The organism is Actinomadura keratinilytica, from assembly GCF_039539665.1.
Taxonomy (GTDB): Bacteria; Actinomycetota; Actinomycetes; order Streptosporangiales; family Streptosporangiaceae; genus Spirillospora; species Spirillospora keratinilytica.
Window position 1 is genome coordinate 134,600 of record NZ_BAABDO010000002.1, and the last position, 13,572, is coordinate 148,171.

Genomic DNA, 13,572 nt, shown 5'->3' on the forward strand with positions numbered 1-13,572 from the left:
CGATCCGGTTGTAGACCTTCTCCTTGTCGGTGGACACCGGCTCCCCATCGAACTGTTCGTATGTCTCGTAGTAGATTCGTTTTTGTTGATAGTAGGTGTACTACATCTCGTCAAAGGAATGCAATCGCGGAGGCGTCGGGTGAACGGGATGAAGCGGTGCGCGGCGCTGGCAGGATGGCCCTGTGCGGTTCCCCGAGCAGTTGCAGAAGTACGCCGGGCGGTGGGGGCGGCGGTGGCGGGGATGCCGTGCCGACGCGGCGCTGGCCGCCGCCGTGTTCGCCGTCGTGGCCGCCGCCGTCCTGTCGGCGTCGGCCCGGGACGCCGGGGCGGACTCCTCCCGCGTCCCGTGGCTCGGCTGGCCGCTGATGACCGTGGCGTGCGCGGCGCTGTACTGGCGGCGCACGCGGCCCGTCACGGTGTGCGCGGTGACGCTGATCGCCTGCGCGGTGTACTACCCCTACACCGAGCCCGACGGGCCGCTGCTGATCACGTTCGTCGTCGCGCTCTACACGGTCGCCGCCGAGGGGTCGGTGGCCGTCGCCGCGCTGCTCGGCGCCGCCGCCATGGGCTTCGTCGCCTACGGCGAGGTCGCCAGCACCGTCAACCACCTGCAGGACGCAACGCTATGGCTGCTGGCCGGGTGGTTCGTCGCGGTCATCGCGGTCGGCGGGGTGGTCCGCAACCGCCGCGCCTACCTGCGCGAGGCGGAACGGCGCGCGCTGGCCGCCGAACGCGGCCGCGAGGAGGAGGCCCGCCGCCGCGCCACCGAGGAGCGGCTGCGCATCGCCCGCGAGCTGCACGACGCGCTCGGCCACAACATCTCGCTGATCAACGTGCAGGCCAACGCGGCGCTGCACGGGCTGGCCCGCGACCCGGACGGCGCGGAGGCGGCGCTCGGCGCGATCCGGCAGGCCAGCAAGGACGCGCTGCGCGAACTGCGGGCCACCCTGGGGGTGCTGCGCCAGGTCGACGAGGCCGGCCGGGAGGCGCCCCCCGGGCCCGCCGCCCCCGGGCTGGCCCGCCTGGACGAGCTGACCGGGCGCGCCGGGACCGCCGGGCTGGCCGTGCACACCAGCGTCGAGGGCGAGCCGCGGCCGCTGCCGCCCGAGACCGACCTGGCCGCCTACCGGATCGTCCAGGAGGCCCTGACCAACGTCACCCGGCACTCCGACGCGGCGTCCGCGCGGGTGCGGATCCGCTACGGCGGCGACGCGCTGCACGTGGAGATCGAGGACGACGGACCCGCCGCCGCGAAACCGGCGCCCGGCGGCGGCACCGGCGTCGACGGCATGCGGGAACGGGCACGGGCGCTGGGCGGCGAGCTGACCGCGCGGTCCCGGCCCGGCGGCGGCTTCCGCGTCCGCGCCCGCCTGCCGCTGCGCGCGGCGCGTCCTGAAGAGCGTCCCGAAGAACGTCCCGGGCGGCGGCCCGCCGAGGAGCGGTCCGCCGCGTCGTGACCGGCCGGGGCGCCCCGGGGCACCATGGACGCATGAAGGTGTTCGTCTCGGTCGACATGGAGGGCGTCTCCGGTCTGACCGATCCCGAGGAGATGCGCGCCCCCGGCCGCGGCTACGAACGCGGCTGCGAGCTGATGACCGCCGACGCCAACGCCGCCGTCCGCGCCGCCTACGACGCCGGCGCCGACACCGTCGTCGTCACCGACGCGCACGGCATGGGCCGCAACCTGCGCGCCGACCTCATCGACCGGCGCTGCACCCTCGTGCGCGGCCCCTACAAGCCGATGCGCATGGCCGAGGGGCTGGACGCCTCCTTCGACGTGGCGCTGTACGTGGGCTACCACGCCCGCGCCGGCACGCCGCGCGGCGTGCTCAACCACACCTGGATGGGCCGGGAGATCCACAACGTCTACCTCAACGGCGAGGTGGCGGGGGAGATCCGGCTGATGGCCGCCTACGCCGGCACCCTGGGCGTGCCGGTGGGCCTGGTCGCCGGGGACCAGGCCGCCTGCGACGAGGCCCGCGAGGTGCTCGGCGACGTGGCGACCGTCGCGGTCAAGAAGGGCAGCGACCGGTACGCCGCCGAGCTGGTGCCGCCCGCCCGCGCCCAGGAGATGATCTACGAGGGGACGCGCCGCGCCCTGGCGGACCCGGCCCGCTGGCGCGGCTGCACCGTCCCCGCCCCGTACACCCTGGGCATCGAGTGGAGCTCCACGGCCATCGCCCAGTCCTGCGCGGTGATCCCCGGCGTCAAGCAGGCGGGGCCGCGCGTCACCGAGTTCACCACCTCCGACTACGCCGAGATCGTCGGACTGCTCGGGGTGTGCGCGACCATCGGCGGCGAAATCGGCTGCACCGGCCTGCACTACGACTGAGCGGGGCGGCCGGGCGCCGCGGCGGCCCGCGCCGTGACCGCCGGAGTCAGCGTTCGGTGGCCCGGCCGTAACGGACATGTCGCGTTATGCGTTGACATTGATGTGAATGTTGGTGTGGTTGTACCTCAGGAACCCGCTGCGGCGGTCGTGGACCCCGCGCCGCTGTCCCTCGCGCAGCGCGCCGGGCACGCCTGCGCGGTCTGCGACAAGCGCTGGCCCCGCCCCACCGAGCGGATCGGCGACCTCCCCGACGGGGCGCCCGTGCTGGTCTGCGTCGAGTGCGCGGGGCCGTGCGGCTAGCCGTCGTCGCGGCGCTCGTCGAAGTCGAAGTCCGCAGCCGCGAGCGCCTCGTACGCGGGGGCGAGCACGTCGGTCAGCTCACGGCGCCGGATGCGCACCGGCGGCGGAGCGGCGACGCGCAGGATGAAACCGGGGGGCACCGGAGGGGCGGGCGGCCGCTCCCGCAGGTGCGCCAGGCCCGTCGGGGCCGTCCAGAAACCGGACGGTGACAGCGGCTCGTCGTCCGCGCCGCCCGGGTCCACCGGATCGGGGGAGGCGGCGGGAAGCCGCCGCAACGCCGTGAGCAGCTGCTCCCTGCTGCGGCCGTTCCACTGCAGCACCAGGAACGGATCGTCGTCGAACGCCTCGGCGAGCAGGTACAGCACCGCGGCCGCGTGCTTGCAGGGGGCGCCGTAGTCCGGGCAGGTGCACATCAGGTGCAGGTCGGCCGCCGACTCGGGGAACAGCGACAGGCCCAGCTCCGCCAGCACGTCCTCGATCTCCGGAGGCATCTCCCCGGCCAGCAGCCGCGCCCGGAACACCGCCCGGGACGCCAGCTCGGCCTCCACCGCGCGCCACTCGGCCTCCGACAGCGCGTCGATGCCGACGGCCACCTCGTACGGCTCGTCCACCGAACCCTGCACGCGCGCCGTCACCTCGTACGGCGCCACCCGCAGGTCGATCACCTGGCCCCGGCGGGCGTACGCGCGGCCGCGCTGCAGCCGCCCGGTGTCGCCGGACGCCTCGATCAGATCGACGAACCGCCGCGACCACCACCGCGCGCCGATCGAGCCGCGGCGGGTGCGGGCCCGGATGCCGCCCTCCACCGGGATCGGGTCGCGGTACTCGAAGAACCCGCTCATCAGCCGCTCACCGCCTCGGGGGACAGCCGCAGCACCTCGCGCAGCTCGGCGACCGACAGCTCGGTCAGCCAGTCCTCCCCGCTGCCCACCACCGACTCGGCCAGCGCCTTCTTGCGGTCGATCATCTCGTCGATCCGCTCCTCCAGCGTGCCGACGCAGATGAGCTTGCGGACCTGCACGTTCTTGGTCTGGCCGATGCGGAACGCCCGGTCGGTGGCCTGGTCCTCCACGGCCGGGTTCCACCACCGGTCGAGGTGCACCACATGGTTGGCGGCCGTCAGCGTCAGCCCGGTGCCCGCCGCCTTCAGCGACAGCAGGAACACCGCCGGATCGGCGTCCTCCTGGAAGCGCCGCACCAGCTCGTCGCGCTGCCGCCGGGACGTGCCGCCGTGCAGCCACAGCACCGGCCGCTCCAGCCGCGCCGCCAGATACGGCCGCAGCATCGCCCCGAACTCGGCGTACTGGGTGAACACCAGCGCCTTCTCGCCCTGCTCGACGACCTGCGCGCAGATCTCCTCCAGCCGCTCCAGCTTGCCCGACCGGCCCGGCAGCCGCGACCCGTCCCCGAGCAGCTGCGCCGGATGGTTGCAGACCTGCTTGAGCCGCGCCATCGTCGCCAGCACCAGGCCCCGCCGCTGCTCCTGCTCGCTCTCGGCGATGCGCGCCAGCATGTCGTCCAGCGTCGCCTGGTACAGCGACGCCTGCTCGGCGGTCAGATTGCAGTAGACCTTGATCTCCTGCTTCTCCGGCAGGTCGGAGATGATCGCCTTGTCGGTCTTCAGGCGGCGCAGCACGAACGGCCGGGTGGCGCGCCGCAGCGCCAGCGCCGCGGCCTCGTCCCCGTCCCGCTCGATCGGGACCGCGAACCGCTCCCGGAACGCCGCCCGCGGCCCCAGCAGCCCCGGATTGGCGAACTCCAGGATCGACCACAGCTCCATCAGGTGGTTCTCCACCGGCGTGCCGGTCAGCGCGATCCGCGTGCGGGCCGGGATGCCGCGGATGGCGCGGGCCTGCCGGGTGCCGCTGTTCTTCAGCGCCTGCGCCTCGTCGCACACCACCCGCTCCCAGTCGACGCGCGCCAGCATCGCCGCGTCCCGGGCCGCCGTGCCGTAGGTGGTGACGACCAGGTCCGCCCGCGCCGCCGCCCGGACGAGATCGTCGTCGCGGTGCCGCCCCGTGCCGTGGTGCACGTACACGCGCAGCTTCGGCGCGAACTTGGCCGCCTCCCGCTGCCAGTTGCCCACCAGCGACATCGGCACCACCAGCAGCGTCGGCCCCGGCGCACCGTCCCCCCGCTCATGCACCAGCAGAGCCAGCACCGAGATCGTCTTGCCCAAGCCCATCGAGTCGGCGACGACGGCGCCCAGGCCGAGGTCGTTCATGAACGTCAACCAGGCCAGGCCGCGCTCCTGGAAGGGACGCAGCCGTCCCACGAAGCCGTCGGGGGTGCCGACCGGGGTGAGGCGGCGGTCGGCTTCGCCGGACAAAAGGTCGCCGAACGCGCCGTCGGCGTCGACGTCCAGGAGGGGGAGGGCGTCGTCGCCGGCGTGGATGACCGCGCGCATCGCCTCGGCGGCGGTCATCGTGCCGCGGCGGGGATGGCGCAGGAATTCCAGGGCGGCCTGCAGCTGCCGCTCGTCCAGCTCCACCCACTGGCCGCGCAGCCGCACCAGGGGCGTCTTGAGCCGGGCCAGCTCCTCCAGCTCGGCCTCGTCGACGGTCTCGTCGCCGATGGCCAGGTCCCAGCGGAAGTCCACCAGGCTGCGCAGGTCGAACCCGGACGAGGCCGCCGCGCCCGAGCCCTCCCCGTCCTGCGCGCGGGTGGTGAGGCGCAGGCCGAGCTTGGCCTTGCCCGCCCACTTCGGCAGCAGCACGCCGAAACCGGCGGCGGCCAGCATCGGCGCGGCCTGCCGCAGGAAGCGGAACGCCCCCGCGGTGTCGAGGGCCAGCCCGCCGGGCGTGGGGGAGTCGAGCGCGGCCGACATGTCGGGGAACAGGCGCAGGGCGCGTCCCAGACCGGTGAGCAGCGTCTCCTCGGCGTCCGCGATCGACGTGGCCTCGCCCGCCCAGACCGTGGCGGCCGGGACGTACAGGCTGGGGTCGTCGGTGCCCTGCAGGGCGAACTCCACGCGCCAGGCGTCGCCGGCCTCCTCGACGGCCTTCTCGTGGGGGTCGTCGGGCGCGTCGGGGACGTCCGTCGCGGCGGCGCCGGGCTCCACCAGGCGGAAGCACACCCGCAGCGGCCCGGCGGGGCGGCGGGAGGCGGCGGCCCAGGCGTCCAGCTCGGCGATCAGGTCGTCGGCGTCGTCCCCCGGCTCGCGCGGCACGCTGTGGTCGGGGCCGGTCAGCGCCTGCACCCAGCGTTCGGCCAGCGGCACGCGGTCGGGCGCCTTGCCGCGGCGCGGCGGCAGCAGCGGATGCGGCACCACGCCCCGCACGGCCGTGTCGACCAGGCCGGTCAGCGCCTCGCGCAGCACCTCGGCGGCCAGGCGCAGGTCGTCGGCGGCGCGGCGGGCGGCGGGCATCGCGCGCGCCAGGTCGGCGAAGCGGGCGGGATCGTCGACGACGGGGCGCCACCGCGCCACCAGGTCGCCGTCCTCGCGCAGCAGCGCGGGCAGCACCTGCCCCCGCCCGGCCAGCCGCATCGCCTCGTCCGCCAGCAGGCACAGGTACCGCAGGTCGCTGCCGGGGACCACGTCGGCGCTGTGCTCGGCGAGCTGCAGCAGCGTCATCGCCGGGAACGGCTCCAGCACCAGCGCGGGCACCCGCCAGTCCCGCAGCTCCTCGGGGACGACGCCCTCGGCGCCGCACTCCGGGGACGGCAGCGGATGATCGCCGTGCGTGGGCAGCGTCATCGTCAGCTCGACCCGGAACGCGCCCTTCACCAGCGGCTCGTAGGAGGTGCCGGTGAAGTCCCGGGTGGCGAACGGGTGCACGTCGGGATGCGGCTCGTACGGGCCGGTGCGCTCCGCCCACAGGCAGAGCGCGCCCCCATGCCAGGTGGCGTGCGCGACGAGCATGAAGCGTGATCCCCGAGAGAGCCGTTACGAGCGGTCCCGAAGCTACCAGCGAGGACCGACAGCCGCAGGACGAGCGGCCGCGACGGAGCGCAGCGGAGCGGGGACCGCTCGTCCCGCCGACGGGGGTGCAGGGGGCCGTCCCCCGCGAGGACGTGGTTAGGCTCGGGGCGTTGTCCGATCACGGGAGGTCGTTGTGGGCGAGTTCGTGCGGGTCGAGGTGGAGGACGGCATCGGGACGATCCGGCTGGACCGGCCGAAGATGAACGCCCTGAACGCGGCGATGCAGCGGGAACTCGTCGAGGCGGCGCGCGAGGTCACCCAGGACGAGGCGGTGGCCGCGGTGATCATCTACGGCGGGGAGCGGGTGTTCGCCGCGGGCGCCGACATCAAGGAGATGGCGCCGCTGACGTTCGCGCAGATGTCGGGGGCGCCCTCGCGGCTGCTGCAGGACTTCACCAAGGCCCTGGCGGCGATCCCCAAGCCGGTCATCGCCGCGATCACCGGTTACGCGCTGGGCGGCGGCCTGGAGGTGGCGCTGGCGGCCGACTTCCGGGTGGCGGGGGAGGGCGCCAAGGTGGGCCAGCCGGAGATCCAGCTCGGCATCATCCCCGGGGCGGGCGGCACGCAGCGGCTGGCGCGGCTGGTCGGCCCCGCCAAGGCCAAGGACCTGATCTTCTCCGGGCGGCATGTGGCCGCCGACGAGGCGCTGGCCATGGGCCTGGTCGACCGGGTCGTGCCGGACGCCGAGGTCTACACGGCGGCGCGGGAGTGGGCCGCGACGTTCGTCGGCGGGCCGGCGCTGGCGCTGCGCGCCGCCAAGCAGGTGATCGACGCGGGGCTGGAGGTCGATCTGGAGACCGGCCTGGAGATGGAGCGCACCCAGTTCGCCGCGCTGTTCGCCACCGAGGACCAGGCCGCCGGCATGCGCAGCTTCATGGAGCGGGGGCCGGGCAAGGCGACCTTCACCGGCCGCTGAGCCTCACCGGTCGCCGTCCGGGGCGGCCCGCTGCTGGGCGGCGAGGACCTCGTCGGCGTGGCGGGCGCTCCAGCGGCCCAGGGCGGCGATCGGCTCCAGCAGGCCGCGGCCCGGCCCGGTCAGCTCGTACTCCACGCGCGGCGGGGCCTCGGCGTAGCGGCGGCGGGTCACCAGGCCGTTGCGCTCCAGCCGGCGCAGCGTCTCGGTGAGCACCTTGTGGCTGATGCCGCCGATGCGGTCGCGCAGCTCGCCGGGACGCGCCGGGCCGTCGCGCAGCGCGTACAGCACCACGCTGGTCCACGTGCCCGACAGCATGTCGAACCCCAGGCGGGCCTGGCAGTCGGCGAGCAGGACGTCGTCGGTCGTTCTCATGGCGTCGTCCAAAGTCTGCCCCTTCCGATGCGCACCCGGAGGTGCGTAACGAACCGCCTAGCGTCTCCACCGAACGTATTCGAGCCGGGAGGTCGGGATGCGCATCGGGACGCTGGGCGCCGGGAACATGGCGGACGCGCTGGCCACGCAGTGGGCACGGGCGGGCCACGAGGTCTTCATCGGGGCGCGGACGCCGGCCAAGGCCGAGGCGCTGGCGGCGCGGATCGGCGCGGGCGCGCGCGGCGGGACGCTGGGGGAGGCCGCGGAGTTCGGCGAGGCGGTGCTGCTCGCCGTCTGGTGGGAGGCGGCGCCGGACGTGGTGGAGGCCGTGGCGGACGCCCTCGACGGCAAGGTGCTCATCGACTGCACCAACCCCACCGGCCCGCCGGACTTCACCCTGCGGACGGGCGGCGGACCGTCGGCGGCGCAGCGCATCGCCGACGCCGCCCGGGGCGGTGCCCGCGTGGTGAAGGCGTTCAACACCTGCCACGAGAGCGTGTGGCGCCTGACGCCGCCGGTGTTCGGCGGACGCCCCCTGGGGGTTCCCCTGTGCGGGGACGACGCCGACGCCCTGGACGCGGTGCGGGGCCTGGTGCGCGACATCGGATGCGAGCCCGTCGACGGGGGCGGCCTGGACCGGGCCGGGCTGCTGGAGGCGACGACGGCGTTCGCGATCGGCGTGTGGGCGGCGGGCGGCGACCCGGCGGCGATGTTCCCGCCCGTGGAGACGGCCGGGCCGCCGCCCGTGAAGACGGCCGCGCAAGCTCCGTGACTGCCGCCGGTCAAAGGGGTTGTCAACGGATAGCATCGGCCGCCATGCGAAGCCCCTTCCCCCCGGGCTCTCCCCGCACCGCGTACCGCACCGCGCTCGTCACGGGCGCGTCCAGCGGCATCGGTGAGAGCTTCGCCCGGATCCTGGCCGGGCGCGGCACCGACCTGGTGATCGTGGCCCGCCGCGCCGGGCGGCTGGACGAGCTGGCCCGCGAGCTGGTGGAGCGGTACCGGGTGGCCGTGGAGGTGCTGGCGGCCGACCTCACCGACCCGGTGCAGCGCGGCGAGGTGGAGCACCGGCTGCGCGCCGAGCCGGTGGAGCTGCTGGTCAACAACGCCGGGTACGGGGCGTTCGGGGCCTTCGCCGGGCAGCCGCTGGAGGAGCAGCTGGCCCAGGTGGAGCTGAACGTGCTGGCGCTGATGCGGCTCACCCGCGCCGCGCTGCCGGGGATGGTGGAGCGGGGCCGGGGCGGGGTGCTGAACGTCTCGTCCATGGCGGGGTTCACCCCGTCGCCCGGCAGCGCCGTCTACGGGGCGACCAAGGCGTTCGTGACGGCGTTCTCCGAGAGCCTGCACGCCGAGCTGGCCGGGACGGGGGTGCACGTGACGGCGCTGTGCCCCGGGTTCACCCGTACCGACGAGACCCGGGAGCCGAGCCTGCTGTGGCTGCGCCGCGAGGACGTGGCCCGCGCGGGGTTGGACGCGGTGGCGGCGGGGCGCGCGCTGTGCGTGCCCGGGGCGCAGTACAAGGCGGCGCTGCCCGCACTGAGGGCGATGCCGCGTTCGCTGCTGCGGGCGGCGGTCAACCGGATGTGGCGCCAGGCCGCCGGCACCCGCTGACGCCGCCGCCCGGTTCCGTCCGCCTCCCGCGGGCATCGCGGTTCCACTCGCTCCCACAAGAAAAAGCCGGTGCCGGTTGTGGCCGCCGTGACTAGCGGTAGGCCGGACGGGCCGCCAGCATCGAACCTACGGTTCCGTAGGTCTCCGGCACCCGGGCCGCCGTCCTGTGCGGGCTCTCCGCGTCCCGCCTCTGAGTGAAAGAACACCGATGCCCATGACTTTTGACGAAAAAGCCGAGATGCGCCTGATGGTGGATCTGGAGCCGGTGGTGGCGAAGGAGCTGGACCGTCACCTGTCGATGGCCAAGGAGTGGTTCCCGCACCAGTACGTCCCGTGGAGCCTGGGCCGCGACTTCGACGGGCCGCTGGACGGCGAGCCGTGGAGCCCCGAGCAGTCCACGCTGAGCACCGAGGCGCGCGAGTCGCTGATCGTCAACCTGCTGACCGAGGACAACCTGCCCGGCTACCACCACGCCATCGCCACCGTGTTCGGACGCGACGGCGCGTGGGGCACGTGGGTGAACCGCTGGACGGCCGAGGAGAACCGGCACGGCATCGTCATCCGCGACTACCTCACCGTCACCCGGGCCGTGGACCCGGTGGCGCTGGAGCGGGCCCGGATGAAGCACATGCAGCTGGGCTACGAGCCGACGCACGGCACGAAGTTCCTGCACGGGGTGGCGTACGTGTCGTTCCAGGAGCTGGCCACCCGGGTGGCGCACCGCAACACCGGCACGGTGTCGGGCGACCCGGTGTGCGAGCGGCTGCTGGCGCGGGTCGCCGCCGACGAGAACCTGCACATGATCTTCTACCGGAACCTGCTGGAGGCCGCGCTGGAGATCGCCCCGGACGCGACCATGCGCGCCATCACCGACGTGGTCAAGGCGTTCCAGATGCCCGGCCACGGCATCGAGGGGTTCCTGCGCAAGTCGGTCATCATCGCCAACGCGGGCATCTACGACCTGCGGCTGCACCACGACGACGTGCTCGGCCCGTGCCTGCGCAAGTGGCGCGTCTTCGCCCGGACCGACTTCGGGTCCGAGGGCGAGCGGGCCCGCGAGGAGCTGGCGGAGTTCATGGCCGGGCTGGACGCGGCCGCCACGCGGTTCGAGGAGCGGCGGGAGGAGCGTCGGGCCAGGCAGGCGGCCCGGCGCGGCTGACCGCCGGGGCCGTCCGCAGCCGGTCGGGAACGGCCGGTCAGGAACGTCCGCCCCGTTCCCGGCGTCAAAGGGGGTATGGGGACGCCTCCGCGACTCGGTGAGCACCGGCTGCTGGACGAGATCGGCCGGGGCGGTACCGCCGTGGTCCACCTGGCGATCGACGCGTCCGGCCGCGAGGTCGTGGTCAAGCGGCTGCGGCCGGAGATCGCGGCCGACCCGGCGGCGCGGCGCCGCCTGGCCCGGGAGATGGCGGCGATGGGGCGGGTGCGCAGCCCGTACGTGGCGCGGCTGCTGGGCGGCCGGGTGGACGCCGACCCGCCCTACGTGGTGATGTCCTACGTCCCCGGCTACCCGTTGAGCGAGCTGGTGGAGTCCTACGGGCCGCCCCGCCGCGACCGCCTGCGGCGCCTGGCCCGGGGGCTGGCGCTGGCCGTGGCGGCCGTGCACGACGCGGGGGTGCTGCACCGCGACGTCACCCCCGGCAACGTCATGGTGCACGGGGACCGCCCCACGCTCATCGACTTCGGCATCGCCCACGACGCGGACGCGTGGCAGACGACCCGTCCCGGCATGGTCGTGGGCACCCCCGCCTACCTGGCTCCCGAGCTGATCGAGGGCGGTCCCGCCACGCCCGCGTCCGACGTGTTCGCCTGGGCGGCCACGGTCGCGTTCGCCGCGACGGGGCGGCCGCCGTTCGGCCGCGGGTCCCTGCAGGCGGTCTGCCTGCGCATCGTCAGCGGCAGGGCCGATCTGGAGGGGGTGCAGGAGCCCCTGGCCGGGCTGCTGCGGCTGGGGCTGGACCGCGACCCCGGGCGGCGCCCGTCCGCGCGGTGGTTCGCCGGGGCGCTGGCGACGGAGGAGGTGGGCGTGGCCGGGCCCGCCCCCTACGTCGCGGCATGAGGGCGTCTCGTGGACGGGGGCACCGTCCGGTGGATCCTGCCGACGCCATGGGCGAAGGTAGGGTTTCGTAAGCGATGAAGGGGGTTGTCACGTCCGGGGAGCGCATAGGCCACTACCGCATACTCCAGACGCTGGGGGAAGGCGGCATGGGCGTGGTGTACCTCGCCGCCGATCCCGAGGGCCGCAAGGTGGCCATCAAGGTGCTGCGCCCGGCCGTGGCGGGGGACGCCACCGCCCGGCGGAGGCTGGCGCGCGAGGTGGACTCCATGCGGCGGGTGCACAGCCCGCACGTGGCGGAGATCCTGGACGCGGACGTGACCGCCGAGCAGCCGTACATCGTCACCCAGTACGTGCCGGGCCGCACCCTGGAGGAGGCCGTCGAGGCGGAGGGGCCGCGCCAGGGGCGGGCCCTGCAGCGGCTGGCGGTGGGCCTGGCCTCGGCGCTGTCGGCCATCCACGGCGCCGGGATCGTGCACCGCGACCTCAAGCCGGGCAACGTGATGCTGGTCGACGACGAGCCCATCGTGATCGACTTCGGTATCGCGCAGGCCGCCGACGCCACCCGGCTGACCGCCACCGGCATGGTCATCGGCACCCCCGGCTACCTCGCCCCGGAGATCATCGAGGGGGAGGACGCCGGGCCCGCGTCCGACGTGCACGCCTGGGCCGGCACGGTCGCCTACGCCGCCACCGGGCGGCCGCCGTTCGGCTCCGGCACCTTCGAGGCGATCTTCTACAAGATCATGCAGGGCTCGGCCGACCTGGACGGGGTGCCCGAGGCGCTGCTGCCGGTGCTGCGCTCGGCGATGGCCCGCAATCCGGCCGAACGGCCCACCGCGGTCCATCTGGTGCAGCTGATCCGGCGCATCCACTTCGAGGCCACCATCACCGACTCCACCCGGGTGGACGACCACTACCCGCGGCCGGACCGGACCCGGCAGGCCGACGCCTCGTCCGACCACTCCCGGGTGTTCTCCATGCCGGAGTCGTCGCCGGCCCCGCCCGCCCCGTCCCAGACTCCGACGCCGCCGCCCGCGCACTCCGAGCCGCTGCCCGCGCCGGCGCCCGCGCCCGCGCCGGCTCCGGCGCAGCCCAGCGACTTCGTGGGCCTGCTGCCCCCGGCCGCGCCGCCGCCCGCGCCGGGCCCGTACGAGACGAGCCCCTACGAGCCCGCCCCCTACGAATCCGCCCCCTACGAGACGAGGCGGTACGAGCAGTCGCCCTACGACCAGCGGGCGTACGCCCCGTACCACCGCGACCCCGCCCAGGGGCAGGTGCGCCGCGCCCAGCCTCCGGAGCAGTACCCCCCGCCCGCGCCCTACGACCCCTACAACCAGGGCGCCGCGGGCCGGGGGCTCGAACGGCGCCCCCCGAGCGAGCCGCCCGCGCGCCGTCCGGACGAACAGGCCCGCCGCAAGCCCTACGGCTGGTACCGGGTGCTCAGCTTCATCGTCCTGGTGGCGCTGCTGGGCTTCGCCAACATCGCCCCCCTGCTCGCCCTGGGCGTCACCATCGCCGGCGTGCTGGTGCTGCGCATGGCCGACAAGGCCGCCCGCGGCATGGAGGACAAGCGCACCATGCGGGGCCCGCGGTCCGGTGACGCGGTGGCCGCGGCGTTCAAGACGCCCCTGCACCTGCCGGGGGCGGTGCTCGTCACGGTGCTGCTGGCGTCGCTCGCCCTGTTCGCGGGCATGATCCTGCTGGCGGTGCTGATGTTCGCCAACCCCGACATGACGGCCTCGCGCGCCATCGCCTACTCGTCCATGGCCGTCATCGTGCTGCTCACCCTGGCGCCGGGGAGCGCGCCGCCGCGGCGGCAGCTGGCGCGTATCTGGGGCGCGGTGCTGCCCCGCACGGACGCCGCGTTGGCCGGGGTGCTCATCCTGGGCCTGTTCGCCGTGGTGCTGGTGGTGCTGTCCCAGGGGCAGCCGCCCGACACGACCCCGCTGGACGGGATGAGCCAGTCCCTGGAGGAGCTGCGCGGCGACGTCCACGGCCTGTTCACCGGGCTCCCGTTCGTCTGAGCGCGGTCGGGGGTGCACGGTCGGTAAGGTGGCGAG

The 13,572-nt window shown here is 74.7% G+C and carries 12 protein-coding genes; 9 read left to right on the forward strand and 3 right to left on the reverse strand.

The window, feature by feature from the left end; genetic code table 11:
• The first annotated feature begins 182 nt into the window (after positions 1 to 182).
• The 3 genes from ABD879_RS01340 to ABD879_RS01350 all read left to right on the forward strand — a co-directional run bounded on the left by ABD879_RS01340 (position 183) and on the right by ABD879_RS01350 (position 2,632).
• The gene (locus ABD879_RS01340) at positions 183 to 1,457 is read left to right on the forward strand and encodes a sensor histidine kinase (RefSeq protein WP_345016530.1); all 1,275 of its coding nucleotides are present in this window, start codon (positions 183 to 185) and stop codon (positions 1,455 to 1,457) included.
• Between the two features lie 32 nt (positions 1,458 to 1,489).
• Positions 1,490 to 2,332: a M55 family metallopeptidase gene (locus ABD879_RS01345; protein WP_345016532.1), complete on the forward strand. Its 843-nt coding sequence runs from the start codon at positions 1,490 to 1,492 to the stop codon at positions 2,330 to 2,332.
• Between the two features lie 114 nt (positions 2,333 to 2,446).
• Complete coding sequence (locus tag ABD879_RS01350; RefSeq protein WP_345016534.1) at positions 2,447 to 2,632, forward strand: hypothetical protein; 186 nt, start codon at positions 2,447 to 2,449, stop codon at positions 2,630 to 2,632.
• Here ABD879_RS01350 and ABD879_RS01355 read toward each other — a convergent pair.
• Positions 2,629 to 3,474 carry an SWIM zinc finger family protein gene (locus tag ABD879_RS01355; RefSeq protein WP_345016536.1) on the reverse strand — a complete coding sequence of 282 codons (846 nt, stop codon included), beginning with the start codon at positions 3,472 to 3,474 and terminating at the stop codon, positions 2,629 to 2,631. The two genes, ABD879_RS01350 and ABD879_RS01355, sit on opposite strands and share 4 nt — an antisense overlap.
• Positions 3,474 to 6,494 (reverse strand): DEAD/DEAH box helicase, encoded by a 3,021-nt coding sequence (locus ABD879_RS01360; protein WP_345016538.1) that lies wholly within the window; start codon positions 6,492 to 6,494, stop codon positions 3,474 to 3,476. The genes ABD879_RS01355 and ABD879_RS01360 overlap by 1 nt, the downstream gene beginning before the upstream one ends.
• Before the next feature lie 193 nt (positions 6,495 to 6,687).
• Here ABD879_RS01360 and ABD879_RS01365 point away from each other — a divergent pair, with 193 nt between their 5' ends.
• Positions 6,688 to 7,470, forward strand: coding sequence for an enoyl-CoA hydratase/isomerase family protein (locus ABD879_RS01365; protein ID WP_345016540.1), 783 nt, complete (start codon positions 6,688 to 6,690; stop codon positions 7,468 to 7,470).
• 3 nt (positions 7,471 to 7,473) lie between these two features.
• Here the strand turns inward: ABD879_RS01365 and ABD879_RS01370 are convergent, their stop codons facing one another.
• Positions 7,474 to 7,842 (reverse strand): winged helix-turn-helix transcriptional regulator, encoded by a 369-nt coding sequence (locus ABD879_RS01370; RefSeq protein ID WP_285497073.1) that lies wholly within the window; start codon positions 7,840 to 7,842, stop codon positions 7,474 to 7,476.
• 97 nt (positions 7,843 to 7,939) lie between these two features.
• On the opposite strand from ABD879_RS01370, the gene ABD879_RS01375 reads away from it, so the two are divergent.
• From ABD879_RS01375 to ABD879_RS01395, 5 genes are all read left to right on the forward strand, one after another.
• The gene (locus tag ABD879_RS01375; protein WP_345016544.1) at positions 7,940 to 8,614 is read left to right on the forward strand and encodes an NADPH-dependent F420 reductase; all 675 of its coding nucleotides are present in this window, start codon (positions 7,940 to 7,942) and stop codon (positions 8,612 to 8,614) included.
• A gap of 44 nt (positions 8,615 to 8,658) precedes the next feature.
• A complete protein-coding gene (locus tag ABD879_RS01380; RefSeq protein ID WP_345016546.1) occupies positions 8,659 to 9,453 on the forward strand; it encodes an SDR family NAD(P)-dependent oxidoreductase in 795 nt (264 codons plus the stop codon).
• A 214-nt stretch (positions 9,454 to 9,667) separates the two neighbouring features.
• Positions 9,668 to 10,612 (forward strand): acyl-ACP desaturase, encoded by a 945-nt coding sequence (locus tag ABD879_RS01385; RefSeq protein ID WP_345016547.1) that lies wholly within the window; start codon positions 9,668 to 9,670, stop codon positions 10,610 to 10,612.
• 75 nt (positions 10,613 to 10,687) lie between these two features.
• A complete protein-coding gene (locus ABD879_RS01390) occupies positions 10,688 to 11,512 on the forward strand; it encodes a serine/threonine-protein kinase (RefSeq protein ID WP_345016549.1) in 825 nt (274 codons plus the stop codon).
• Between the two features lie 74 nt (positions 11,513 to 11,586).
• Positions 11,587 to 13,536 (forward strand): serine/threonine-protein kinase, encoded by a 1,950-nt coding sequence (locus tag ABD879_RS01395; protein WP_345016551.1) that lies wholly within the window; start codon positions 11,587 to 11,589, stop codon positions 13,534 to 13,536.
• Positions 13,537 to 13,572: the final 36 nt, after the last annotated feature.